This window comes from Mucilaginibacter calamicampi (assembly GCF_042676765.1).
In the GTDB taxonomy this organism is placed as follows: Bacteria; Bacteroidota; Bacteroidia; order Sphingobacteriales; family Sphingobacteriaceae; genus Mucilaginibacter; species Mucilaginibacter calamicampi.
The window spans coordinates 660,508-686,048 of sequence record NZ_JBHTHU010000001.1 but is presented as its reverse complement, the minus strand read 5'-3'; the positions used below and the strand labels follow the sequence as shown (position 1 = coordinate 686,048).

General features: G+C 42.3%; 28 protein-coding genes and 1 tRNA gene. 8 read left to right on the top strand and 21 right to left on the bottom strand.

Annotated elements, in window-relative coordinates:
* Positions 1-46: 46 nt before the first annotated feature.
* Entirely contained in the window at positions 47-523 is a 477-nt protein-coding gene (locus ACFQZS_RS03035; RefSeq protein ID WP_377097170.1) for a hypothetical protein, read from the bottom strand.
* 86 nt (positions 524-609) lie between these two features.
* On the opposite strand from ACFQZS_RS03035, the gene ACFQZS_RS03030 reads away from it, so the two are divergent.
* On the top strand, positions 610-1,044 hold the full coding sequence (locus tag ACFQZS_RS03030; RefSeq protein ID WP_377097168.1) for an OsmC family protein: 435 nt from the start codon (positions 610-612) through the stop codon (positions 1,042-1,044).
* A 133-nt stretch (positions 1,045-1,177) separates the two neighbouring features.
* Here ACFQZS_RS03030 and ACFQZS_RS03025 read toward each other — a convergent pair whose 3' ends face one another.
* Both ACFQZS_RS03025 and ACFQZS_RS03020 read right to left on the bottom strand, forming a co-directional pair.
* Complete coding sequence (locus ACFQZS_RS03025) at positions 1,178-1,558, bottom strand: SRPBCC domain-containing protein (RefSeq protein ID WP_377097166.1); 381 nt, start codon at positions 1,556-1,558, stop codon at positions 1,178-1,180.
* 19 nt (positions 1,559-1,577) lie between these two features.
* Positions 1,578-2,195, bottom strand: a complete 618-nt coding sequence (locus tag ACFQZS_RS03020; protein ID WP_377097165.1) for an acetate uptake transporter — start codon at positions 2,193-2,195, stop codon at positions 1,578-1,580.
* 354 nt (positions 2,196-2,549) lie between these two features.
* Here ACFQZS_RS03020 and ACFQZS_RS03015 point away from each other — a divergent pair, with 354 nt between their 5' ends.
* On the top strand, positions 2,550-3,044 hold the full coding sequence (locus ACFQZS_RS03015) for a nuclear transport factor 2 family protein (protein WP_377097163.1): 495 nt from the start codon (positions 2,550-2,552) through the stop codon (positions 3,042-3,044).
* A gap of 105 nt (positions 3,045-3,149) precedes the next feature.
* Here the strand turns inward: ACFQZS_RS03015 and ACFQZS_RS03010 are convergent.
* Positions 3,150-3,223, bottom strand: a tRNA-His gene (locus tag ACFQZS_RS03010).
* Between the two features lie 118 nt (positions 3,224-3,341).
* On the opposite strand from ACFQZS_RS03010, the gene ACFQZS_RS03005 reads away from it, so the two are divergent.
* Together ACFQZS_RS03005 and rnhA are read left to right on the top strand one after the other, a co-directional pair.
* Complete coding sequence (locus tag ACFQZS_RS03005) at positions 3,342-5,432, top strand: heavy metal translocating P-type ATPase (RefSeq protein WP_377097162.1); 2,091 nt, start codon at positions 3,342-3,344, stop codon at positions 5,430-5,432.
* A gap of 79 nt (positions 5,433-5,511) precedes the next feature.
* Positions 5,512-5,982 carry a ribonuclease HI gene (gene rnhA, locus ACFQZS_RS03000; protein WP_377097160.1) on the top strand — a complete coding sequence of 157 codons (471 nt, stop codon included), beginning with the start codon at positions 5,512-5,514 and terminating at the stop codon, positions 5,980-5,982.
* Positions 5,983-6,150: 168 nt separating this feature from the next.
* On the opposite strand, the gene ACFQZS_RS02995 is transcribed toward rnhA, so the two are convergent.
* From ACFQZS_RS02995 to ACFQZS_RS02955, 9 genes are all read right to left on the bottom strand, one after another.
* Entirely contained in the window at positions 6,151-6,648 is a 498-nt protein-coding gene (locus ACFQZS_RS02995; protein ID WP_377097158.1) for a metallophosphoesterase family protein, read from the bottom strand.
* A 9-nt stretch (positions 6,649-6,657) separates the two neighbouring features.
* Positions 6,658-7,362 carry a tRNA1(Val) (adenine(37)-N6)-methyltransferase gene (locus ACFQZS_RS02990; protein WP_377097157.1) on the bottom strand — a complete coding sequence of 235 codons (705 nt, stop codon included), beginning with the start codon at positions 7,360-7,362 and terminating at the stop codon, positions 6,658-6,660.
* 36 nt (positions 7,363-7,398) lie between these two features.
* On the bottom strand, positions 7,399-8,520 hold the full coding sequence (locus tag ACFQZS_RS02985) for a beta-ketoacyl synthase N-terminal-like domain-containing protein (protein ID WP_377097156.1): 1,122 nt from the start codon (positions 8,518-8,520) through the stop codon (positions 7,399-7,401).
* Entirely contained in the window at positions 8,520-8,933 is a 414-nt protein-coding gene (locus ACFQZS_RS02980; RefSeq protein WP_377097154.1) for a 3-hydroxyacyl-ACP dehydratase, read from the bottom strand. The genes ACFQZS_RS02985 and ACFQZS_RS02980 overlap by 1 nt, the downstream gene beginning before the upstream one ends.
* Positions 8,933-9,661: a 3-oxoacyl-ACP reductase FabG gene (fabG, locus tag ACFQZS_RS02975; RefSeq protein ID WP_377097153.1), complete on the bottom strand. Its 729-nt coding sequence runs from the start codon at positions 9,659-9,661 to the stop codon at positions 8,933-8,935. Before fabG ends, ACFQZS_RS02980 begins: the two co-directional genes overlap by 1 nt.
* Complete coding sequence (locus tag ACFQZS_RS02970; RefSeq protein ID WP_377097151.1) at positions 9,658-11,208, bottom strand: HAL/PAL/TAL family ammonia-lyase; 1,551 nt, start codon at positions 11,206-11,208, stop codon at positions 9,658-9,660. The genes fabG and ACFQZS_RS02970 overlap by 4 nt, the downstream gene beginning before the upstream one ends.
* 85 nt (positions 11,209-11,293) lie before the next feature.
* Complete coding sequence (locus ACFQZS_RS02965) at positions 11,294-12,586, bottom strand: phenylacetate--CoA ligase family protein (RefSeq protein WP_377097149.1); 1,293 nt, start codon at positions 12,584-12,586, stop codon at positions 11,294-11,296.
* Positions 12,587-12,704: 118 nt separating this feature from the next.
* A complete protein-coding gene (locus tag ACFQZS_RS02960; protein ID WP_377097147.1) occupies positions 12,705-13,601 on the bottom strand; it encodes an alpha/beta hydrolase family esterase in 897 nt (298 codons plus the stop codon).
* A 106-nt stretch (positions 13,602-13,707) separates the two neighbouring features.
* On the bottom strand, positions 13,708-14,352 hold the full coding sequence (locus tag ACFQZS_RS02955) for a redoxin domain-containing protein (protein ID WP_377097145.1): 645 nt from the start codon (positions 14,350-14,352) through the stop codon (positions 13,708-13,710).
* A 303-nt stretch (positions 14,353-14,655) separates the two neighbouring features.
* Here ACFQZS_RS02955 and ACFQZS_RS02950 point away from each other — a divergent pair, with 303 nt between their 5' ends.
* Together ACFQZS_RS02950 and ACFQZS_RS02945 are read left to right on the top strand one after the other, a co-directional pair.
* On the top strand, positions 14,656-14,898 hold the full coding sequence (locus tag ACFQZS_RS02950) for a MoaD/ThiS family protein (protein ID WP_377097143.1): 243 nt from the start codon (positions 14,656-14,658) through the stop codon (positions 14,896-14,898).
* A gap of 13 nt (positions 14,899-14,911) precedes the next feature.
* The gene (locus ACFQZS_RS02945; protein WP_377097141.1) at positions 14,912-15,331 is read left to right on the top strand and encodes a molybdenum cofactor biosynthesis protein MoaE; all 420 of its coding nucleotides are present in this window, start codon (positions 14,912-14,914) and stop codon (positions 15,329-15,331) included.
* Positions 15,332-15,345: 14 nt separating this feature from the next.
* Here the strand turns inward: ACFQZS_RS02945 and moeB are convergent, their stop codons facing one another.
* From moeB to moaA, 5 genes are read right to left on the bottom strand one after another with little or no spacing between them, the layout of a single operon-like run.
* A complete protein-coding gene (moeB, locus tag ACFQZS_RS02940) occupies positions 15,346-16,404 on the bottom strand; it encodes a molybdopterin-synthase adenylyltransferase MoeB (protein ID WP_377097139.1) in 1,059 nt (352 codons plus the stop codon).
* Complete coding sequence (locus tag ACFQZS_RS02935; RefSeq protein WP_377097138.1) at positions 16,401-17,591, bottom strand: NTP transferase domain-containing protein; 1,191 nt, start codon at positions 17,589-17,591, stop codon at positions 16,401-16,403. The genes moeB and ACFQZS_RS02935 overlap by 4 nt, the downstream gene beginning before the upstream one ends.
* Positions 17,551-18,027 carry a cyclic pyranopterin monophosphate synthase MoaC gene (gene moaC / locus ACFQZS_RS02930; RefSeq protein WP_377097136.1) on the bottom strand — a complete coding sequence of 159 codons (477 nt, stop codon included), beginning with the start codon at positions 18,025-18,027 and terminating at the stop codon, positions 17,551-17,553. Before moaC ends, ACFQZS_RS02935 begins: the two co-directional genes overlap by 41 nt.
* Before the next feature lie 2 nt (positions 18,028-18,029).
* On the bottom strand, positions 18,030-19,232 hold the full coding sequence (locus ACFQZS_RS02925) for a molybdopterin molybdotransferase MoeA (protein WP_377097134.1): 1,203 nt from the start codon (positions 19,230-19,232) through the stop codon (positions 18,030-18,032).
* A 33-nt stretch (positions 19,233-19,265) separates the two neighbouring features.
* Positions 19,266-20,255, bottom strand: a complete 990-nt coding sequence (gene moaA, locus ACFQZS_RS02920) for a GTP 3',8-cyclase MoaA (RefSeq protein WP_377097132.1) — start codon at positions 20,253-20,255, stop codon at positions 19,266-19,268.
* A 137-nt stretch (positions 20,256-20,392) separates the two neighbouring features.
* On the opposite strand from moaA, the gene ACFQZS_RS02915 reads away from it, so the two are divergent.
* Both ACFQZS_RS02915 and ACFQZS_RS02910 read left to right on the top strand, forming a co-directional pair.
* Positions 20,393-21,535, top strand: coding sequence for an XdhC family protein (locus ACFQZS_RS02915; protein WP_377097130.1), 1,143 nt, complete (start codon positions 20,393-20,395; stop codon positions 21,533-21,535).
* The gene (locus tag ACFQZS_RS02910) at positions 21,532-22,110 is read left to right on the top strand and encodes a nucleotidyltransferase family protein (RefSeq protein WP_377097128.1); all 579 of its coding nucleotides are present in this window, start codon (positions 21,532-21,534) and stop codon (positions 22,108-22,110) included. The genes ACFQZS_RS02915 and ACFQZS_RS02910 overlap by 4 nt, the downstream gene beginning before the upstream one ends.
* Here the strand turns inward: ACFQZS_RS02910 and ACFQZS_RS02905 are convergent, their stop codons facing one another.
* The 3 genes from ACFQZS_RS02905 to ACFQZS_RS02895 all read right to left on the bottom strand — a co-directional run bounded on the left by ACFQZS_RS02905 (position 22,111) and on the right by ACFQZS_RS02895 (position 25,512).
* Positions 22,111-22,974, bottom strand: coding sequence for an HAD-IIA family hydrolase (locus ACFQZS_RS02905; RefSeq protein WP_377097126.1), 864 nt, complete (start codon positions 22,972-22,974; stop codon positions 22,111-22,113).
* A gap of 78 nt (positions 22,975-23,052) precedes the next feature.
* Positions 23,053-24,090, bottom strand: coding sequence for a hypothetical protein (locus ACFQZS_RS02900; RefSeq protein ID WP_377097124.1), 1,038 nt, complete (start codon positions 24,088-24,090; stop codon positions 23,053-23,055).
* A gap of 63 nt (positions 24,091-24,153) precedes the next feature.
* Positions 24,154-25,512: a glutamine synthetase family protein gene (locus ACFQZS_RS02895; RefSeq protein WP_377097123.1), complete on the bottom strand. Its 1,359-nt coding sequence runs from the start codon at positions 25,510-25,512 to the stop codon at positions 24,154-24,156.
* Positions 25,513-25,541: the final 29 nt, after the last annotated feature.

Genomic DNA, 25,541 nt, shown 5'->3' with positions numbered 1-25,541 from the left:
AATACTGTCAACTAATCTTTAATCTTCAATCACTAATCTTACACCCCTAATCAAACGCCATTACATTTTTATCCGGCGCTATTTGTATCAAATAGTTTTTCTTCATAGGGTCGTAAGGCACATTCTCGGTTTGGGTAATGTAAATGCTGCCCAGGTCTTTCAACACGTAAATATCCATATCCCCCATTTTTTCCTCCTTGTGCGGGTACTGCCCTATCGAACTTAACAACACATCATGCTGTTGTATATCGTTGGTTGCCAACTCCATAAATAAACGACGACCATCAGCACGCAGTGTTAAATTAATATAGGTTCCCCTGTTAGTGGCCAGGGTGTACTCCCTGGTGCGTTTTTTTTCGTTCTTTGATTTTTGGATATACCCTTTACCCAACAGCAAACTATCATCGCGGTTAATATTGTTGTGCAGCATAAACTGTATCTCTTCGTAGGAGATCAGTTTTCCCTGCGTAAAACCGGCTTGGGTAAAACCTGAGAGCAGTAACGCAAAAAGTATTTTCTTCATTGTGGCGGGCATAATATGCGTTTAAAATTACATTAAACTTAAACTAGATCAAATACAATACGGTTGTTAGTTATTAACTTTGTGCTATGGCAAAAATTGAATTAAGCCGTGTTAACGGCGATTTTGGCTTTGAAGCCAAAGATGAGAACGGACATATAGTTAAAATGGATAGCAGTCCGCAAAGCGGCGGCCTTGATTACGGTGTGCGTCCTATGCAGATCTTGTTAATGGGTTTGGCAGGCTGCTCTGCTATTGATGTGATCGCCATATTGAAAAAGCAACGTCAAGATGTAAAAGATTATAAAATGGTGGTAAATGGCGACCGTGAAGCGGGTGTTGAGCCATCGCTATGGAAAACTGTTGATATTGAGTTTCACCTATACGGGGATATTGACCCGGATAAAGCCGCCAAAGCGGTTGATCTTTCATTGGGAAAATATTGCTCCGTATCTGCAACATTAGAGAAAGCCGGTGCTCAAATTACTTCTAGGGTGTTTGTTCACCCGGAAGTGACAGCGTAATTCACAATAAACATAATGTCATCTCGACCCAAGGAGAGATCTATACACATGCCATGCATGGCGAAATACTAATGTATAGATCTCTCACTATCGTTCGAGATGACATTTTGAATGTTTTTATTTCGTTTCCTTTCTAATCCTCGTAAAAATCTATCAGCGATCCGAAATAGCTATCGGTCCAGCCTTCACTTATATCTGTATAATCAGCATCTGGTATGTTGGTATGGCGCAACTCTACAGACGTTCCGGCCTTGTCAGCATGCAGTTTTATGGTTACGATAGAATCGTCAGACTGCCCATCAAAATACCACTGCTGCACTATCTTTTTGCCGGGTTCCAGCTCAATGTTTTTCCCTACAATGCTGCCATCCCACATAGAAAACTCACCACCGGGCGTAGCGTCCATCTCGGCTACATCGCCCGTCCATAACTGAATGGTTGGCGCACTAGTTAACGCCAGGTACACCTCATCCGGCGCAGCCGGAACTATATAATATTTTTTAAAGTCTTTCACAGCCGCAAATTACGGCAAATTATTTTTGTACAGGACCTAATGGCCAAACTGTTCTGCCATAAACTTCATTTAACACCTGCGCTATACCAGTATAAACTGCAGATGCACCGCAAATAATTCCTTCGTAACCGGCAAGTTTGCCTATGGATGCATTACCTGTGGCACGGCTATAGGCTAACAAAGCAAACAATATAACTAATGATCCGAACACAAACTGCAACGCTTTACTTAAACGTAGCGTGCCGAAAAATAATAACAGGGTAAAGACACCCCATACCGAAAGATAAGCGGCCATAGCTGTATCTGATGTTTTTTCAGCCCAGCCCAACTTAGGCATTACAAGTAGCCCCACTAAAGACAACCAAAAAAAGCCATATGAAGTGAAGGCAGTAAGGCCGAAAGTATTATCCTTTTTTGCTTCAATTACACCGGCTATTACCTGCGCCAGGCCGCCGTAGAAAATACCCATGCCCAGTATCATGGAGTTCAATTCAAAAAAACCTGCATTGTGAATGTTAAGCAAGATGGTGGTCATGCCGAAAGCGCACAAACCTAATGGAGCCGGATTGGCTATAGCGTTTGGGGTACTCATAAAAAAATTGTTAGGATTAAAAGGGTTTATAATTGGTTTATACATGCAAGTTAGCTATTTAAACCAATTTAGCAAGTGGTTAACGCGGTTGTTATACCATCATTTTTTAAAACGCATTCTGCACATAAGTCCGTGTCGTACATCATTGATCTTTTATCAACCCCTCCCGGCAAGCCCGGCCAAAAATATTATTACGTTACTTACTTTCTAAGGTTAGATCTTAAATCTGTTACCTGCTGCATGTACGATTCTCCCACTGGGATAAGTTTATCATCAATATAGACTTCGAATCTAACCGTCTTAATAAATGGTTTAAAGCAGCTTAAAAATGAGGTGAAACGGCGGGTGACTTCAGAATTTAACTTACATTCGTTTATCCAATTACAAATAAAAACCTTTATGAAAAAGCTTAATTACTTATTACTGGCTATCTCTTTGTTTACCATTGCCGCATGTACACAACCTGCTGCGCAAAAAGAGGAAACCAGCGACCCGGCAGCGGATAAAGTCGAACTTGAAAAACGCGTGAATGATTTTACAGCAGCCACAAAATCTGGCAGTCTTGATTCGCTGAATGATCTTACGTCAGATGTACTTAGCTACGGACATTCCAACGGCGATATCCAGACCAAACGTGGGTTTGTTGATTCATTGGCTACCAAGAGCTGGAAATTTTTAGAATTAAAAACTACCGACCAAACCATTGACGTGCACGGCAATACCGGCATTGTAAGACAAAAACTTTTTGGTGTGCATCAAAAAGGTAAAGCTGAGCCGGGTAAACTGGCTTTAGGCGTTTTAATGGTTTGGAAAAAAGAAAATGGCAAATGGGTGGTATATGCAAGGCAGGGCTTTAAATTACTGCCACCGGCTGATGTGCCGCCGGTAAATTAGGAAGTTTAATGCTCCGCAGATCCCTTTCACGAGCCCGTACCTGGACAGGAAACTGCAAAAAATAAACGTGTAAAAAAAGCCTCTCATTTTCATGAGAGGCTTTTGGGTAAATGATGGGGCTCGAACCCACGACCCTCGGTACCACAAACCGATGCTCTAACCAACTGAGCTACATCTACCGCGTATTGGGAGTGCAAATGTATAAAATTGAGCGTTAAAGTCAAGCTATTTTTTAAAATTACAAAAGTCTTACGCTAAATATTTAGAACGCGTCTAAACAACAAGTAAATTTGTGGTATGGCAGAACAACTGATTGAATTGAATGTAACCGGGATGCATTGTAACAACTGCGCCATGTCTATCCACAGGTTATTGGAAAAGAAGGGATTGCGGGATATTTCAGTTGATTTTGCAGGCGAAGAAGTAAAATTCTCCAATAACGCCACCCTACCCCTGCCTCAAATTATAAAAGACATAGAGGGCCTCGGCTTTAAAGTAGTTGACGACCCGGCGCTGCACTCACCCAAATTTTACGAGCAGGTAGAGAACAAATTTATCTTCTGCGCGCTATTTACCGCCCCGTTATTGCTTCATATGGTGCTACCCTGGCATGTGCTGCATTTGCCCTGGGTACAGTTGGGCTTGTGCTTGCCGGTGTTTATTGTGGGATGCATGCATTTTGGCAAAAGCGCCTTCAACTCGGTAAAAGGCGGTGTACCTAATATGGATGTGCTGATATTTATCGGTTCTACGGCCGCTTTTTTGTATAGTTTAACAGGAACGCTGCAACACCTGGGGCCACGCTATATGTTTTACGAAACCTGCGCAACTATTATCACACTGGTACTGCTTGGTAACGTTTTCGAGAAGCGGTCTGTAAATCAAACCACGTCGGCAGTCAAGGACCTGATGAAAATCCAGCAAACCACCGCCAACCGCGTTATCAATGGCAGCGTAGAAGTTATAAACTCTAAAGATGTACGCCCCGGTGATACTTTGATAGTTAATCATGGCGATAAGATCCCGGTGGATGGTGAGGTACTGTCGGGCGATGCCTCGGTTGACGAAAGCATGCTGACAGGCGAAAGCGTACCTGTAGAAATAGAGAAATACGGCAGGGTGATAGGGGGCACACTGCTCATCAAAGGCAATATTACCATGCTGGCCACAAAAGTGGGGGCAAACACAACATTGTCGCAAATTATTGAGCTGATGAAGAAAGCCCAGGCGGCCAAGCCACCCGTGCAAAAACTAGGCGACAAGGTGGCGGCTATATTTGTGCCGGCGGTTATACTCATTTCGCTTATCACTTTCTTGCTCACTTATTTCGTAAGAGACCTGAGCCTGCAGACTTCACTGATGAATGCTATAGCGGTTTTAGTGATATCATGCCCCTGCGCTATGGGGCTGGCAACTCCTACAGCCGTTATGGTTGGCTTAGGCCGGGCTGCTAAAAATGGCATTCTGATAAAGGGCGGCGATACAGTTGAAGCGGTTACCGATGCCAGATACGTAGTGTTTGATAAAACAGGTACACTTACCACAGGTAAATTCAGCATACACGATATTAAACTGACTGATGGCGCTAGTCTTGAAGAAGTGAGGGGTATTATTACTGCTATTGAGGAACGATCTAATCACCCAATTGCAGTGTCGTTAGTAGAACAGTTGAAGAGCTTGCCGCAAACCAAAACTATAATTCGTTCGGCAACTGAAGAAAAAGGATTGGGTATGCGCGCCGAGGATGTGCAGGGTAACAGCTACTTTTTAGGGGCGGGTAAGGTTGCTGATACTGACTATAACTTATCGCTTTATAAAAACCAGGTACTGCTGGCGCAGATAGCGATAGACGATACTATTAAACCTGAAGCTGTGGGTTTAATTGCAGCATTAAAGAAGCTGGGTATAAAACCTGTACTGCTAAGCGGAGATAAAAAAAATCGCTGTATAAAAGTTGCTTCGGCAATAGGCATTGATGATGTGCATGGCGAAAAACTACCTGACGAAAAACTTAGCATAATAGACGTTTACAAAAAGAAAGGCAAAACCCTGATGATAGGCGACGGCATTAACGATGCTCCCGCCCTTACGCGCGCCGATGTGGGTATATCTATGAATGGCGCCAGTCAAATTGCTATTCAATCTGCACGGGTAGTTTTATTGAACAACGACTTAAGCACAGTTGTTAAATTTCTGCAGATAAGCAGGCATACATTGCTCACCATAAAACAAAACCTGTTTTGGGCATTCGCTTATAATATAATAGCCATTCCTGTAGCTGCCTTAGGGTTTTTAAACCCGATGATGGGCGCGTTTACTATGGCTTTTTCGGACGTAGTGGTAATAGGGAACTCTTTGCGGCTGAAAAGGAAAAAGTTAACCCCCTAACTCCCTGAAGGGGGAACGATAGTATTTATTTTCTATTTTTGACCACCGCTTGCTCCCCCTTTAGGGGGCTGGGGGGCTAATGATTGAAATTTTTACAGACGGAGCGTCGAGCGGTAACCCGGGTCCGGGAGGGTATGGAGTAATATTGCGTGCGGGTAAACACTATAAAGAACTTTCTGAAGGTTTCCGCAAAACCACCAACAACCGCATGGAGCTGTTGGCTGTTATTAAAGGACTGGAAGCGCTAACAAAGCCCAATCAAGACGTTCTGATAAGTTCTGATTCAAAATACGTTATTGATGCAATTGAGAAACGTTGGGTGTACGGCTGGCTTCAAAAGGGCTTTAAGGACAAAAAAAACAAGGACCTTTGGCTAAGATACCTGGAGATAAGCAAGCTCCACAACGTAAAATTCAACTGGGTACGCGGTCATAACGGCCACCCCGAGAATGAGCGTTGCGACCAGTTAGCTGTTGCTGCCGCTAAGCAAAAGGAGTTGCTGATAGATTCTGTTTTTGAAATGGAAGCGAGTAAAGGCGGGTTGTTGTAAGCGTATAAACTATACCTACTGTATTACCACATCGCCGTTAAAGTTCTTTTTGGTTTGCTGTGGCGAAAAGAACGACATCATTTCCTCTGCCTTGTTCACCATGTTTTCAGAACCAATAAATATAGCCGAGCGCTGGTGAAGGGTATTAAGGAAAAAGGCGATATTGTTTTAAAGATCATTATACAGCTCTATAACTTCCAGATCCTTCACTTTTCCTTCTGCTATGGCAAAACGCATTAGCGTGCGTATTTTATGCCATCCCTGCTTCCCCGCGGCTCCCGGATTTAAATGCAAGCAATTTATTTTCTTATCAAACATGACTTTTAAAATATGCGAGTGACCGCAAATAAACAGCCCCGGCGGGTTAGTATAAATTTCGTTCTTAACCGCTATGCTATACCTATCAGGATAGCCACCTATATGTGTCATCCATACATCTAAGCCCTCGCAATTAAACCGTAAATTCTCAGGGTAACTTAACCTTAATTCCTTCCCATCAATATTGCCATAAACGCCGCGCAGGGGTTTAAACGCAGCTAGCCTATCGGCCAACTCAATAGTGCCAAAATCGCCGGCATGCCATATCTCATCGCAGTTTTCAAAATGCTTAAAAACACGGTCGTCTAAAAATCCGTGTGTATCTGATATAAGGCCGATGCGAATCATCTGTACATACTAAAATATTGTAAAAAACTCTCTAAGCGCATGTTTGTACTGATGCGTATATATGCCTGCTGATTCATAGATAACGAACTGCTCTTCCTCTAACTTATGGCTTCCAAAACTCAGTGCCAGTATTTCTCTATGAGCCTCTTTATCGGCGAACGATCGTACATGGATAATTTTTCTAATAACCAAACCTACAGAACCCGCTATAGCTTTTACCGCTACTGTTGTTTGCAGCGGTAAAATAAGCCAGCAGGTGCCTGCATCAGAAAGATGATTCGAAACATCAGTAAGCATATTTTCAAAAAAGTTTTGGTCAGCATGCTTGGCTAGTTGCTTCTGCTTTTCGGGCGAATGTAATGAGTTGATATAAAACGGCGGATTAGAAACAATAAGGTCATATCTTTTACTTGGATGCCCGTTGCTATAATCCTCTAATGACAATGGGTAGCAGGTTAACCTATCAGCAAATGGCGAGTTTTTAAAATTCGCAGCAGCAGTGGCTGCAGCTAATTCATCAATCTCAACGGCATCAATCTTCGCGCTAATAAACCGTTGCGCCAGCATCAGGGCAATAACACCTGTCCCGGTTCCGATATCGAGGATAGATGCGGGATCATTTGCTTCAGCCAACGCGCCTAACAATACGCCGTCGGTATTTATCTTCATGGCGCAGTTGCTCTGATCAACACTAAACTGCTTAAATTGAAACATCAGCTTAAAATAAGAAAAAAGAGCGGCGCTAACAAGCTATTTACTGAATAACAACGCGCCATTACAGCCACCAAAGCCGGAAGCCGTTTTTAAAAATGTTTTTAAAGGTGATGATGATAATTGAGTAGTGATATTTATTGAGCTGCTTACACCCAATGTTTCAAAGCCCGGCGTGGGTAGTATAACATTCTCTTTAAGCGATTGCAGAGATATTACGGATTCAATAAGTCCCGCCGCGCCTAAAGTGTGGCCGTAGAAACCCTTAAGGCTATTAGTTGGAATATTGCTCAATCCGGCTAAAGCCAGGGCTTTGGCCTCCATCTCATCGTTATACATGGTGGCGGTTCCGTGTGCAGAAACAAGCTCTATATTCTGAACAGATAAGCCGGCATCATCCATTGACTTTTCAATCGCCTGGCAAAGCTCTTCGCCGGTGCGCGATGGTGCTGAAATGTGGTTGGCATCGTTACTTACGGCCCCTGATAATACTTTGATCTCCTTGCTAAATTGGGGATTAGCAGTAAGGATAAGGGTTGCGGCTCCTTCGCCTAATGTAATTCCGGTCCTGTTAGCATCAAACGGTTTACAGGGCTCGTTGCTAACGGCTTGAAATGATTGAAAGCCGGACAATACAAATTTTGTTATTACATCGGCACCAACTACTACTGCATTATCATAACTCCCGTTTTGTATCAGGCGCAAACCTGTTAAAATGGCCATAATACCAGATATACAAGCGTTTGAAACGACCAATGGTTGGGTTTTAAAGCCGAAATGATTTGCGACCAATTTAGCAGATGTATATAATGCTATCCGCGATTTTAGATCAGGTCGATTGGGCTCTGTTTCCAATAAACTTATATTTCCTTTGGTTGATGAAAGTATAAGAATGGTTCGCTCATCGGTCAGGTCAACATCACACGTATCAATCGCGTCTTTTACTGATGCGATAAGCAGTTTTTCAAATTTGGTGTATGCATTATCGCTCTTAAAATTATCTCCGCTAAATAAAGATGCATAAAAGGGGGTTGGACAAATGTCGATATTGTTGTGCAGGCCTATTGCCGAGACACCGGCCTTTAACTGCTCCATGTTGCGCTTAGTAGTATCACCAATGGGCGAAACAATATTGTCGGCAGCTATGTAAACGGAACGCATTACTGGTTAATAAATATTTTCATTTCGCATTGCGCCAGCAGTTTGTCCTGGCACCATACTTTGCCTGATACTATAGCGGCATCAAAAACCTGCACCTCCATTTTTATCTCGGTTAGTAATTCATCGCCTACTCTTGGTAACTCAACAACCTCAAAGTTTTTAACCTGCCCAATGTAGCCTGTTGTAACTGGGCGATCTTCTATGCGCGCCATATTTCCGGAGCCGGCAGCCGCTGTCTGCGCCATGTTTTCCATCAAACCCGCTTCGCTAAACTCGCCGTTAATTACAAAAACATTATCAGCACGAACAATAAATTTAGTACGCGTAATGTTGTCGTCAGAGAAAATCAGTTCATCCACCATAACAAATGGTGGCTTTTGAGGTATTAGCGACAGGATATCTAAATCGTCCATTAAGTATACAATCCTCCGTTAATTGATAAAACCTCTCCCGTTATGTACGATGCTTCTTTTGACGCTAAAAAGCCTACTGCATGAGCTACTTCTTCGGGCAAACCAAAGCGATTGACTGGGATGTTTCTTCGCAGTTCCTTTTCATCCAGGCCATCTGTCATATCCGTTTTAATAAAGCCGGGCGCTACAGCGTTTACTGTAATACCGCTTCTGCCTACCTCCTGCGCCAGGGCTTTTGTAGCCCCTATTACACCGGACTTTGCTGCCGAGTAATTAGTTTGGCCCGGTAAACCTTTTATGCCCGATAACGATACCACGTTAATAATGCGCCCGAAACGGTTCAACATCATTTCTTCCAGCACCAGGCGGGTAACATAGAAAAAGCTATCTAAACTTGTTTTTATTACACTGTCCCATTGCTCGTCCTTCAGCCACACCATAAAGCTATCATCACGTATGCCGGCATTGTTAACAAGCACTTCAATGTCTGCACTTTCATTGTTATTTATCCAGCCTTGTACTACTTCCTTAATCTGTTCCCTATCAGCAACATTAAAAGCAAGTAATTCGCCGTTACCACCAGCCTGTTTTATTTGCGCGAGCGTATTTTCAGCTTCTACCACATTGCTTTTGTAATTAACCAGCACGTAATAGCCCATAGCGGCCATTTTTAAGCAAATAGCCTTGCCTATACCTCTTGATCCTCCGGTAACCAATGCACATTTCATACAATTTCTGTAGCTAATGCAGTGGTTGATTGTAGATATTGTTTCACGCGCTCCATGTCTTTATATTTAGGGGTATCTTCAATAAACTTAGGAAAAATATCCCTGACATTGTTATATATCCCGCGGGTAATTGGTGCCATTTCAGCCTCACAATTTAAATGATCTATCGCCTGTAAAAGGCTCATTAACTGAATAGACAATACCGTAAAAGCGTTGTCAATCACCTTCGATGTTATTAAAGCTGCGTTACATCCCATGCTCACAATGTCCTGATTATCATTGTTATTCGGAATACTGTGGACATACATCGGGAAAGATAAAGTTTGATTTTCGGCAACGGTTGATGTGGCGGTAAACTGTACGCCCTGCATGCCAAAATTAAATCCTAAAACACCCAGATTGACAAACGGCGGGAATTTTTGGTTCAGCTTATCATTCAATATGTAATTTAACTGCCGCTCAGATAACATGGATAGCTTGGTGATAGCAATCTTTAACTTATCCATTTCGAGCGATACATAATCGCCATGGAAATTGCCGCCATGGAATACATTGCCATTATGATGGTCAATAACCGGGTTATCATTAACCGAGTTTATTTCATTAACCAAAACATGTTCGGCGTTTGCAATTGTGTCTAAAACAGGCCCCAATATTTGAGTAACACAACGTAAGGAATAATATTCCTGCACCTTATCTTCAAAAACCTCCTGATCTATATTATCGGGGTGATACAAATGATCGGTACGGCTCCGGATCATTTTACTACCCTGCAGTATGTTGCGTAATGTTGCAGCAACTTTATTTTGCCCCTCGTGATGTTTAACGATATTCAGCTCGTGCGAATAGTGATCATCATAAGCTTTTACCACCTCATTTGTAATGGCGGATAACATAACAGACCAGCCCAGTAGTTTCTCCGCGTTTGCAATGTTTACCATGCCAATTCCGGTCATGGCGGATGTGCCATTTATGGTAGCCAGGCCTTCGCGCACTTTAATGGATAAAGGTTGTATGTTCAGCTTTGCAAAAACATCGGTAGTAGGCTGTAATTTACCTTCATAAACCACTTCCCCCTCGCCTATCAGCACCAAGCCCAGATGCGCCAGCTGAACCAGGTCGCCGCTTGCGCCAACGCCGCCATGTTCAAAAACACATGGGCTTATATCATTATTAATGAGCTGCTTAAGCAGATTTATTATGTCGGGATGAACGCCGGAGTAGCCTTGTATCAGGCTGTTTAAACGCGCCACCATTAAAGCTTTGGTAAAAACAGGCGATAATAGCGCCCCGCTGCCTGAGCTATGGCTGCGGATAAGGTTGTACTGCAATTGCAATAAATTTTCCTCGCTTACCTTGTATTGAGCCATTGGCCCAAAGCCGGTATTAATACCGTATATTAATTTGTTAGATGAAAAGCTTTGTAAAAACTTAAAGTTCTCTTCTACATTTTCGATTGCCGCCGCGTCTAACTCAACCTCCTGCTTGTTAAATATTATCTCAGAAAATTTTTTTAGTGTTAGTTTGCCTTGTCCAATAAGTATCATGGGCAAATTGTAGTGTTTTTAATTTAGTTGGTAAATGTAAAAATACGCAACTGTTTAATAGTTGTTTATATTAAACGGTATGTATTTAGTTTTCGTCTCTCGTTCGCCTGTCAATAAACTTTACTGCTTTTCGCACGGACTCGGGAAACTGCATTTTTTGCAAGGCCTCAACCCCTATATAACTTACATGCGGACTAACTCTTAGCCTAGCCTGCAGATAAGCACGTATCCTGTTATCGCATGCCTTTGTATCATCCATGGGCAGCAGGTGCAGCAAAACCTCATCCATGCCTATCTCGTTTGAATAAACCTCAACCACATAGTCGAGCACCTCTTCCATCTCATTTAACAGATCAAACATGGCAGGCGGATACAAAGTAGTGCCTTTAAATTTGATCATCTGTTTTTTACGGCCAATTATCGGCGAAAGCCTAATCTCTTTTCTGCCACAAGCACATGGTGTTTCGTCGTACATACAGATATCGCCCGTTTTATAACGCAATAAAGGCATTCCTTCAACACCTAAAGTAGTTATGGTTAATTCGCCGGGGGTAAGCGGTGGTACGGGTTGGTTGTTATCATCAAGCAACTCAGCAATTAACAGATCAGGCTGCAAATGTCCGCCTCTGCCCTGTCCGCATTCTGTAAACGCCGTTTGCATTTCTGTTGATGCGTAGGTAGAATAGAGTTGAATGTTCCAGTTCTCTGTAATTTTCTTTCCTAAAATATTAAAGGAGTAATCGCTGTTGCGGATATTCTCACCAATACAAATGGCTTTTTTTACTGATGTATTATTTAGATCGATGTTATTGTCTTTGGCAAACTGTATCAGTTTTAAAATAAAAGATGGCACTGCAACTATAGCTGTTGGCTTTAATCGCTGTATGGTTTCCAATTGAAGGGCGGGTACACCAGGGCCCAATCTTATTATCCCTGCACCCAACTTACGCAAACCCGAGTAGTATGCTATGCCAGCCATAAACTGCCTGTCCAACGTAAGCATCAATTGATATACATCATCTGACACTCCGTCTGCACATACAAATGAATTATATTCGTTCAGCGTTAATCTGTTCAAATCATTCTCAGTAAGCGCTATAGTAACCGGGCTACCCAAAGTTCCGGACGTGGAAGCATATTCTATTACCTGCTGTTTCGGTACGCATAAAAAATCTTCGTTGCGTTTTTGCAGGTCTTCTTTGTTGGTTATTGGCAGAGTTGTTAGGTCTTCCAGCGTTTTTATTGCATTGATATCAATGCCGTTTGTATTGAACAGCTCGCGGTAAAAAGGCGAATGATTATTAAGATAAGCTAACAGTTGTTGTAGCTTTTGTTCCTGCTTTAATTTTAATTTATCGGCTGTTAACTGGATACTCATATATATTTCTGGAGGATAACAAATGCCAGCGGAATTGTTTTAACGGGCAATATAAAAACGCAAATTAATGCGCTAATATATCTATAAAAGCACTTTTAAGCGGGTAGTAATTGGATATTTATGTTTGCTTGCGGGTACAGGTCTTAAAAAAATCCCAAATGGTTTGGCATGCATTAAGGTTATGTGTTGTTTTCCCGATAATAAATTTCGGGAAATACTGCCTGCCGCCGGGCCAGGTATGCCCGCCGTTTTCAATGGTGTAGCTTATCACTTTTAACCCGTTAACTTTGTTAACGTATTCTTGCTTAAAGATCTTTGTTCCATCACCGGCATTATCCCTAATTTCGCTCACCAACGGCTCAGGATAACAATCATTCATCTTCACCCACTTCTCAATAATATCGCGATGCGAAAACATTTTACGTCCAAATAATTTACCGCCATTGTAACTAATTATTGGGTCGCTGGTGCCGTGTATATACATAATCGGCATTGGGTTTTTTAGGTCATAGCCCTCGCCAACATCCAGTGTTGCTGCCACCACAGCTACAGCGGCAATGCGATCCGGAATTTGACAGGCAAGGCGCGAAGTCATAAAGCCGCCGTTGGATATACCCGTTACGTAAATCCTTTGGGGATCTGCACGATATTTTTTTATCATATAGGTTATCACTTCATCAATAAACTTTACATCGTCAATGCCTTTACTGTCGGCGCCGTCATGCCACATGCGTTTTGATGCAGGGCAAACCACTATAAACTTTTCTTTATCAGCTAAAGAACGAAAATCGGCAAGTCTAAACATGGCTTTGGGCGTAGCAAACCCACCATGTAGCGCTATAACAACCGGCATTAGCGCGGGTTTATCATTAGCGGGAATGTAAGTAACTATTTTACGCTTCATACCGTCAACAGTAATCTGTTCGGTAATTTGTTGCGAATTAGTTTGAGCGTGGGTTGTTGACGTAATAAACAAAACAGGTATCCAGGTAAAGATCGCGATACGAATATTCATAACCTATCAACGGTGTAAACGTAGTTACAGTTTTAACTAAATGTAAAAGCGACAAAAAAAAGCCGGTTGCAGAACAACCGGCTTTCACTTATGAAAAATTGAAAACTTATGCAGATAATAATAAATTGCTGATATATGTTGAGTCGCCTACAGCTTTTATAAGATCGCGGCTTAATAAAACTTCATCATAATCGCGGTAGTTATGATCAAATACGATAACATTTTCGTTAGCGACAACGAAGCTTGACAGTAAAGGCGCATTGCTATCTATGCCTGCAAACCAGTTCCATATCGGGTCATTTTCAGAGTAAACGCCCATTTGCTCAGCAATTTCATTTTTGGGATCAAAGTAAATAGTTAAAGAAAGATTATTGGACAATGCCATTTCAGCAAGGTCTTCAGTAAAATCTTCAGCACTAATTACAATTAAATTCCCGCCATTAGCTTTAACTTCTTTATGTAAACTATTTAGTTGTTTTAAGTATTCAATTCCCTTACCATGCCAATGCCTTGAATAAAAACTGATAACTATTGGCTGTCCATACAGTTGCTTAGTAGCAACAAATGTATCATCTGTGGTACCGTTTAAAAAGTTTTGCCAGCGCGAATAGCTGAAATCAAAGGCTAAGCGCGAGATCGTATCCCCCGTTTTAACAGGTTTTAACGATTGGTAACTTTTATAAGATAGATCTCTGTCTATATTAACTTCTAAAAGATCGAAAGAAGGATATTTTAATGTTGTAGTTGTCATTTTTGTTCAGGAATAAATGTGAAAAATTAGTTGTGTCGAAACTTACCTATGTAAAAAGGCACTATGTTCAGTTACAACAATTACATAAACCATACATCTCTTTACAGCCTGTAAGCGCTTTGCATAAGGAGCCGGTGTTTATGCTATTCATCTGATAATTACTGCGTTTTATAACAACAAACAAATATACTACTAAATCTATATACTTTATATATTTTTTTAAATAATTTTCTTAATGCTGTATTAATCGAAGTATTGTACAGTAATAGTACATAATGCTGCATATTTGTATAAAAAATTAAAATGCAGATTAATGTGCTTGCTTTCGGTATAGCCAAAGAGATATTCAATGGCTCTTCAACTGTTGCTGAACTGCCTAATGACGCCACGGTATCTAACCTGCGGTATGCGCTTGAGCACAGCTATCCACGGTTAAAACAGCTTTCTACTTATATGATAGCCGTAAATAATGAATATGCGTTGGATGGTGACACCATTCACGAGCGTGACGAAATAGCCATCATTCCCCCTGTTAGCGGTGGCTGATAAAAAATCAAAAATGAACACCAATATAAAAATATCACCATCAACCTTAAACATACAGGAATGCGCGGGATGGGTTATGTCCCCTGATGCCGGCGGTATTGACGTTTTCATTGGCACAGTTAGAAACGCAACTAAAGGCAAAGCTGTAATGCGACTGGAATTTGAGGCTTATGAAAAAATGGCGTTGAGTGAGATGGAAAAGATTGCTGCGCAGGCCTTAGCTAAATGGCCGGTGCAAAAAATATTAATTCATCACAGAACCGGCGTTTTGCAAATTGGCGAAATACCTGTAATAATTGCTGTAGCCGCTGCCCATCGTGCAGCTGCATTTGATGCCTGCCGCTACATAATTGACACACTTAAGGAAACTGTCCCTATCTGGAAAAAAGAGATCTTTGAGGATGGCGAGGTGTGGGTCGCAGCTCATCCCTAACATTCGACCGAAGTTTATACGCTTTCAAACCACGTTTTCAAGCCACCATCCAGCGAAAACACCTTTGCATCAGGAAATTTTTGCCTAATAAGCTTTACCACCTCGGCACTCCGCTTGCCCGACGAACAATAGAGGACTTTTACCCTTTCATTTGTTAAATAAGCTAAATGATCATCAAACTCATCGGCCTCAAAATGCAAACCGCCTATATTTATTTCATCGCGTTCCTGGTCTGTGCGGATATCGACAAGTTCCAAAGCATCTTCAGCTAAACCTGCTTTAACCTCCGCCACCGTCATTACTGGAATAGTAGTTGTTTCTGTAAGTTGTGAAATATTGGTTTGTGTACTGTGGCCAATTTTAATGGTACGGCTTTGCATTGAAGCCGCATCAAATACCAGCACTTTTCCAGCTAATAACTCACCTGTTTGCGTAATATATTTAATAGCTTCGTTCGCTTGGATACACCCTATAATACCCGCCAGCGTAGGAATAACGCCGCCATCAGCGCAATTAGGTATTAAACTTGCATTAACCTGTGGAAAAAGATCCCGGTAGTTAGGTGACATGGTGCCATCCGCATTTTTCACGTTCCATACGGCAACCTGCCCTTCATATTGATAAATAGCGCCATAGATAACAGGTTTCCCTGCAATTACGCAGGCATCATTAAGTAAATACCGTGTTTCAAAGTTATCTGTACCATCCACTATAACATCGTAATCGCTTATTAGGGCTGTTACATTATCAGATGTCACCTTTAATTCATGTACAATAACCGCTACGTTAGGATTTTGCTGTGATAAACGCTGTACCGCAACAGTCGCTTTCTTTTGTCCAACATCGGCCGGGGTGTATAGTATTTGCCTGTGCAGATTACTTATCCCTACAACGTCAAAATCCGCAATACCTAAAGTGCCTACACCGGCAGCAGCCAGATACTGAGCAGCGGGGCATCCAAGTCCACCCGCACCTACTATCAATACTTTAGCTTGTTGCAGCAGCTTCTGTCCGCTTTCGCCAAAGTTGGGTAAGGCTATCTGGCAGCTATATCTTAGCTGGTATGCATTCATTGCATTGATATATTTTTGATCTTCAGTTGTTCTTTTATCTCTTCTAACTCCTCCGGGGTGTTAACGTTTGTCAGCGCTTTGCTATCCAGCGCTTGCAATAGTTTAATATCACTGTTTATTAAAACCTTCCTCGGGCAAGAATACCCCTGAGACAGATAGTTTAACAAACGCGGATAAGCTCTTGGCTCCCAAATAGTGATCAGTGGCTCGGGAAAGCCTTCCGTTTCATTTTTATAAGCCGTAGCAACCGCCGATGTATCACGATTATCAACAAGATATTGCAAGGCAAGTCTATCCAGCAAAGGCAAATCGCAGGCAACTACCAGCCAGGCGCTGTTTGGGTCTTTTCTAAAGGCAGACAGGATAGCTCCAAACGGCCCCAGGCCTGTGAATGTGTCTTCAACGGTTTGATATTGGCTGTCAAATGTTTGGGCTTGTTCTGCCCTGCAGGATAAATATACTTCACTGCAAAACGATCCGAGCAAGTCTGCTAAATAATAACGTTGTTCCGTACCGTGCCAGTTTACCGCACCTTTGTCGTGCCCCATTCGTAAACTTTGGCCGCCAGCTAAAACCAGGCCCTTTAAAGGCGGTTTGCTTAACTCCATTTTTTCTGCAAAAAAAGCGATTATCTTATCTGTTTCGCTCAATCTGTAAAGCGGAATTTGTTGCCAGTTAATTAGAGTTTCTTTAACAAAATCGAAAACGTCATCGGCACCTTCAGCCAATAATATCAACTGAACGTTTGTGAGCTGATCTAAACGTTTCTGCAACGATGCTACTTTGTTGGGATGAATAATTACCACCTGGGCTTTAGCCTGCTGGTGGTTACCGTTAACGAGCACCATATCAGCATCGCTAAAATTTTGTTTCAGGTCAGCCGGCGACAGTTGGGTATTATAATTAAACTGATGGTGGTTTTGCTGGTCTACATATTCCAAATAAGCACCCGCAGCTAAACGACCGGGAAGAGAAACCACTTCGTCGTTATGTGACGCATCAACATATGCGCATTTGTATTTCGGCGATAGCGCTTGTATAACGTCATTGGCTAATAGTTTAATATTAACACATGGCGCACCCACAATAGCCCACTCATTTCTACCGAAATTACCGGTTGAAGGTTTTGCCAGCGCGGCGTGTTTTTTATGATCTTTTAAAGTCACGCTTACCTCCGGTTTTTTCAATTAGTTGTATTTCCTTTATAACAATGTCATGACTTAGCGCCTTGCACATATCATAGACGGTTAAAGCCGCAACGCTGACTCCTATTAAAGCCTCCATTTCAATACCCGTTTTTGCAGAAATACTGGCGGTACAGTCAATCACAACCTCCTGATCATTATTCAAGCTAATATCTATTTTACAGTTATCCATCCCGATAGGATGGCAAAGGGGTATCAGGTCGCCTGTTTTTTTTGCAGCCATAATACCGGCAATTACCGCGATTTGAAATACTGAGCCTTTTTTGGTGGTCAAGTCATCATCCTTTAACTGATCCAAAACTACCTGAGGTAAAAAAACTACCGCACGCGCCGTTGCAGTACGGTGCGTTACAGATTTGGCAGAAACATCAACCATGGTGGCTTTGCCTGTTTTGTCTAAATGGGAGAACTCTGTCATTATTACTGCTGATTAAACATCCATACGCGATAAACCTCGCCCTTTTTAAACTCATTTTTGTTTAAAGGCAGCTCCATAAACGCGTCCGTATCTGCTAAATTAGCAAAATCGCCTGAACCATTGCCTTCAACAGGCGTAGCAAACAATCTGCCGTCGTCTCCAAAACTCAATTTTACCTGTAAAAAATATTGCAGTGCGGGTTCAAACGCTATGTCCTCATTCAAAGCTGCATAAACGGCAGGTTTGCTTTCCGCACCTAAAGTTTTATTAAGCCAGGGTATAAAGTACCGTTGAGTACACATAAAAGTTGCCACTGGATTTCCCGGAAAAGCAAATACAACAACTCCGTTTTCGTGCTTGCCAAACCAAAAGGGTTTACCCGGCCGTTGCTGTACTTTGTGAAATATCTGCTCAAACTGCAAATCCTTCAAAACCTGCGGGATATAATCAAATTTACCCATAGATATGCCACCGCTAAGCAACAGCACATCGAAATTTACCAGGCATTGCTGTAAAGTTGATTTGATTGCCTCTGGCTCGTCGGGAATATGAACCATAGCGGCATCAATTCCCAATCCGGCAAGTACCGCCTTTACCATGTAATTGTTTGAGCGCCTTATTTGGTAGGGTGATGGCTTTGCAGCAACATCAACCAGTTCATCACCCGATGAGACAATTACCACACGTGGTTTCCGTTTAACGCGTAATTCCGTTTCACCTACTGACGCCACCATGCTTATAACGGCAGGGGTTATAACGCGGCCCGGCGTTAAAACTATATCCCCCTCTCTCCTGTCTGCGCCGCGAAAATGAATATTCTGTCCTTTTTTTATATCCCCGATCTGCAAAGTGGCTTTACCATCGCTTATTTCCAGATCTTCATATCTTATCACCGTATCAACAGCGCCGGGTAATGCAGCACCCGTCATTATTTCAACACATTCGCCCGGTTGCGTAGCATTTACCGGGGCGTCGCCTGCGGCTTGTATGCCTATTATTTTAAACGTTTTTATCCCTTGTTCAAAGTCAGCAAATTTTATGGCGATACCATCCATGCTCACACGGTTAAAAGGCGGCAGGTCGCGATCAGCTTTAATAGTTTCTGCCAAAACACGTCCCAGTGATTCGTTGAACAAAATTATTTCAGCGCCATAATCACCGGCGTTGTTCAATATCAGTTCCTCGGCTTGCTCCACCGTTACCATAGTATTAGTTTATATTAATAGATATTCGGCGTTTTACCCACCTATTGTGGCCATTGATTCATGCACTCCCGTTTTTTCAACCCTTTGGCGTTCTGCTTCCCAGCCATCCATTACACGTTTACCAAAGGCTGTAAGTAAATGTCGTTCTAACTGCTTATCATCATTACCCGCCCGCATCAGGTCTTTAATATTCATCACGCCATCATCGTATAAGCAATTTTTAAGCGTCCCCTGCGGAGTAATACGGATGCGATTACATGTACCGCAAAAAGTGCGCGAATAAGCGGCAATTATACCAACGCTGCCCTTATGTCCAGGTATATCGTAATTGTAGGCGGTTGAGTTTACCGGGTCAATGCTTTTCTTTATAGTCGGGAAATGTTGCTGTATCTCATTTAGTATGCGGGTGTGATCCCATTCTAAACCTTTATACTCATGCCCATCGCCGTTAAAAGGCATTTCCTCAATAAAGCGCACACTTACAGGCAGGTGTTTAGTTAATTCAACCATCGGGATAATATCCTGGGTGTTTTTACCGGCCATCACCACAGCGTTTATCTTCACCGTCATATCATTGCGAAGCAACTCCTGCATGGTATCCATTACCTTGTCAAACTCGTCGCGCAGCGTAATAGTAAAAAAACGATTAGGATCCAGCGTATCAAGACTAAGGTTTACATCAGTAATGCCCAACTTTTTCATTTCAGTAACGTAAGGCGCGGTTAGTACGCCGTTGGTGGTCATACTCAGGTCCTTTAAACCGTCTAGTTTGGATATGCCCGCCAGCAGGTTCATTATATCTTTGCGCACAAATGGTTCGCCACCGGTAATGCGTATCTTTTCTATACCCATTTTCACCAAAAGTGAGCAGGCGCGCATCATTTCTTCGTAGCTCATCAGTTCCTCGCGCGAGAGCCAGTTTAGCCCCTCCTCGGGCATGCAATAAAAACAGCGCAGGTTGCACCGGTCTGTCACCGCAAGGCGCAGGTAGTTGAGTTTTCTGCCGTGATTATCTGTTAGCAATTAGCTGTATCCTATTTTATGTTATGGTAAAATTAAGCATATCCGCGGTATGCCGTGTGTTTTAATTGTCGTTTTATCGCAAAAATGTGGCTGTTATTAGTTACCCCGGCTCCAAACATTCGTTTATATTTGTTTGGATGAAAGAACTGCACGACATAGTTACCGCTTTTGATAAGGCTACCGCGCTTGGCAAGCAAACAGCCTTGGCAACTGTGGTGCATGTGGAGGGTTCGTCCTACCGCCATGCCGGGGCACGCATGTTAATAGCTGATGATGGTGAGCTAACCGGTGCTATAAGTGGTGGCTGCCTTGAGGGTGACGCTTTGCGAAAAGCGCGTTTAGCCATGGCACAAAACCGCCCCATGCTGGTTACTTATGATACCACCGACGATGATGACGCCAAATTTGGTGTTGGTTTGGGATGCAACGGCATCATCCATATTTTAATAGAACCATTATCCACAAACAATGATAATAGCCCAATAAATCTGTTCAAATTGTTTCTGGGCCGTAGGCGTCCGGTGGTTATCGCTACGCTTTTCTCGTTAAAGGACAAGAAAAAAGAACAGCCCGGCACCTGCCTGTTATTATCAGACGACGAGTTTATAGCCAACGAATTCCCTGATGAAATTGTAAAAAACGCCGTGATTGATGATGCGCATTATGTGCTGCGTAATGGCAACTCGGTAACAAAAGCTTATTCTTACGACGCTGAGTTTACTTGCTTTGTAGAGTTGTTGCAGCCAGCTGTTTCACTGGTAATTTTTGGGGCAGGCAATGATGCAATTCCGTTGATGAACTTCGCTGCGGTTTTAGGCTGGCAAGTTACCGTTGTTGACGGTCGGGCTAATTATGCGGTTTCGGGCCGGTTTCCAACAGCTAAGGTTATTACTGCTAAACCCGATCAGGCTTTACCATTACTGACTTTTGACGACAGAACAGCTGTAGTACTAATGACGCATAACTTTAATTACGATATGGCCATGTTAAAGCAATTGCTGCCACTACAATTAACTTATGTAGGTTGCCTTGGGCCAAAAAAGCGTTTAAACCGGATGCTTAATGATATGCGTGATGAGGGGGTAGAGATTATTACTGATCAATTGGAAAACGTTTATGGCCCGGCGGGGTTGGCAATAGGATCAGAAAATGCTGACGAGATCGCGCTGTCTATCTTGTCGGAAATACAAGCAGTTTTAAAGAAAAGTGTAGCTGTATCCTTACGCAACAAAACCTTTATACACGACCGCGCCGACCAGATAATTAAACAAGCGTTATGACCGGCATTATAATTTTGGCAGCAGGTTCATCAAGCCGCATGGGTAAGGCCAAACAAAACCTGCTTTTCAGAGGCCAAACGTTGTTACAAAACGCCATCAACACCGCATTTGGCTCTCACAGCGATATAATTGCCGTTGTTTTGGGCGCAAATGCGCTAAATATTTCTTCCACTATTGGTACTAGCAACATACAGGTTTTTGTGAACGAAGACTGGGCGCTGGGCATGGGCACAAGCATTAGCTATGGTTTAAAAGAGCTGCTAAAAATTCAACCGGAAATTTCATCGGTATTATTTATGCTCACTGACCAACCGCTTGTTGATCAAAATTTTATTAATCAATTAATAGAAAAGGCTACACCAGGGAAAATTGTTGCAAGTGCTTATAATAACACCTTGGGTCCGCCGGTATTATTTGACAACTCCTTTTTTGACGATCTGTTAAAGATGCGGGGGAACGAAGGAGCTAAAAAAATATTGCAAAAATATTCTAATGCTGTGGTAGAATTGCCTTTCCCCGAGGGTGCATTTGATGTTGATACCCCCGACGACTACGACCGGTTGGTTAATAGTTAATTAAAACATATCCCGCTCAACCACTGCAGACTCGCATATATAAGTTGGAACAATACCGGTAGAGTTTATTCTTACATTAGCATCCTGCGCGCGGGTATTTCCTGACAGTACCAACACTGTATCTAAACCATATTTGTTTCCGCCCAAAATATCGGTTTGCAGGGTATCGCCTACCATTACAATATCTTTTTTGTTGATAGGCCGGTAATCCCTAATCAGATCATAAGCAAACATAAACATCTGCGAATCGGGCTTTCCAAAACGTATGAACGCCTTACCTACAATATCTTCTATCATTTTTGCTAAGCCACCAACTGCTACCGCTACATTTTGCACAGATACAGGGTATGCATAATCAGTATTGGCCACTATAGCCGGTATTGGCCTGCGACGCAGCAAATTTACAGCCGTATTAAGATCATTACGCCAGTCAAAACCTTCATCGTCTAAAAATATAAGCGCATTTACCTGATCAAAATTATCTTCGTTAACATGCGCTACAGGGATGGTATGCAAGCCCGAACTTTCAATGTAATGGGCAGAATTTTCGGTACCTAAATAGGCTACTATTCCATCCTGCACTTTCAGATCAAGGTACTCTTTGGTAAGCATCCCCGATGAAATTATCCTATCGGCTGTAATGGCGTTAAGACCCAATAAATGATAAGACGCTGCCAACTGCTCCGGACTGCGCGATGCATCATTGGTAACTATATAATACTCCTTATTTTGCTCAGCCAGATACTCAAAAGTCCTTTCAATACCTTTAACTAAGCCGGTATAGTTTTTCAACACGCCAAATGCATCAAAAAAAACTACATCATATTTATCAATAATGGTCTTGAAATTATCAACGCGCTGCATATTGTATTTAAGGGAATTAGATAGTGACGCTTCAAATATATCATTTTAAGCAGCAAATACATGCTGTATACACCAGGCTTAAGAAAGCCCTAATGCGCTCACCAATTTCTCAGCGTCAAAATCGCGATCTACTGATGGGAGATAAACCTCAAACGCCTCGGCTTGCAGCTTTTTGGCATATTGCTCGGCAAAAAAGTATTTTCCATCCTTCATAACATAGTTCAGAATAAAAAAACGATAAGCCTCTTTCAAAAAACGCACCTCGTTAGCGGTAAGTGGGTTAACTTTATGGTATTCCTGAAGGAAAAGTATAAAACGATCTTCATTTAAAGTATTAATGCCATAGCTAAATACAGTTCTATCGCCAATGTCAGATACTACCCTACTCAAAAAATAAAAATCCAACACACGGTAACTCATCCTGAACCAGTCATAATCCCAACGCGAGTACAAATTCTGATTACTATCCACAGAAAAATTACCTATGTTCCAATCAATGAAAACGGGGATAATATCAAACGAGCTCATGGTATATTTTGAGCGGTTTTTGAGGAAAGTTTCGCAATGGTATTTCAAAAAATCAGCTTTCATGGCAGACCCAAACTGTTTTTCGTTAACCTCCAACTGATGCATCAGCGAATAAATATCAGTACGAAGCGTTTTTGAAGATTTTGGCAGTACATTTTTTATATGCTTGCACGCTTTATGAAACTTACCAACCTGCTGCCCAAGTTTGATAATGTGATGCTCTTCAAGGCGGCGGGGAAGACGATCAAGAATACGCGTTGGGTTGTAGAAAACTACCCAGGCATCCGCTTTACCCTGCTTGTAATGATAAATGTAAACGCGGTTATTTTTTACCAGCGACTTGGCTAATACGTTTTCAAAAGGATAGAGTAAGTTATTAGACAGACTGTGTATAATGCGATGATCCTCTTTAAAGTTCTCAAATTTTCCGAAATAGGAGAACTTGGCTATAATAATATCATCATCATCAAACGTGATCCTGAATACCCGGTTGGTAGACACCATAGCGCTAATGTCTTCAATACTTTTAATGGTTTTTGAAGCATCGTAACCTTCCCAGGCTTTTTTTATGATTAAAGAATGATCCATTTGAACTTTTGCCACAAGGGCGGCAAATATAACGCAGGCGAAGGAATTATATGATATATATCATTAAATAATCTCAAAATACCGCTTCAACTCCCAGTTAGTTACCGCTTTGTTAAATTGTTTACATTCCCAAAAACGGGTTTGCGTAAAGTGTTCAACAAATGCTGCGCCAAACAGCTCCTTTGCAACTGCCGAATCCTTCATAGCAACTGATGCATCAAACAGGTTAGCTGCTATTTTACCATTACCGGCATTGGCATACCCATTACCAATGGTTTGCGGTGTTTCTAATTTAAGTTTGTTTTTGATGCCATATAAACCTGAGGCGAGTGCAGCTGCCATTACCAAATAAGGATTGGTGTCAGCACCGGGAATTCGGGTTTCAAGTCGGGTGTAAGCCTCAGATGTATTAATAACCCTTAACGCTGTTGTACGGTTCTCAACTGCCCAGGTTATAGTTGTAGGTGCCCACGCTCCTTCCACAAGGCGTTTGTAACTGTTTATGGTTGGCGCGTACATAGGTATAATATGCGGCAGGCAATACAACTGGCCTGCCAAGTACTGTTTATGTAGCTCGCTCATTTTGTTGACGCCGTTGCCATCATAAAACAGGTTACTTGCCTTGTCGGCGCTCCATAGGCTTTGGTGCACATGGCCGCCGCAACCCGGCAGGTTTTCATCCCATTTAGCCATAAACGATGCCATTATGCCGTGCTTATAGGCTATTTCCTTGATTGCGCTTTTAAGCAGCACCGCCCTATCTGCCGCTTCTATTACATGGCTGTGCATTATTGCCGCTTCATAAACTCCGGGGCCTGTTTCTGTATGGTAACCCTCTACCGGAATATTGAACTGCGATAACTGATTGTACAGATCATAATAGAATTCGCTATTCTCTGATGTGCGCAGAATGGAGTAACCAAACATGCCAGGTGTTAATGGCTGCGGGTTGATAAAGCTTTTATCGCTTAAAGATTGCGGTGTTTCCTTAAAATTGAACCATTCAAACTCCTGCGCGAATTCCGGGTGGTAGCCTAGTGATTCGCACTCAGCTGTAATTCGTTTTAAAAGACTACGGGGGCATGCGGCTAAACCGTTCTGATTGTCCCCGCTAAAATCGCCAAGAAAAAACGGTATATCATCCTGCCACGGCACGGTACGAAAGGTTGACAGATCAATATAGCAGGGCTTATCGGGGTAGCCGGTGTGCCAGCCGGTAAGCGTTACGTTATCGTAAGCATTGTCGCTGCTATCCCAACCAAAAACCACATCGCAAAAGCCGTAGCCGTTTTTTAAGCCATCAAGAAACTTTTTGCTGTGAATAACCTTTCCGCGCAATACGCCATCAATATCCGCAAAGGCAAATTTTATTTTTTGTATGTTGTTTTCCTGCAAATAGGCAGAAATTTGCTGTTCGTTCATGGTCGAAATTAAACTGTACCAAGATAGCT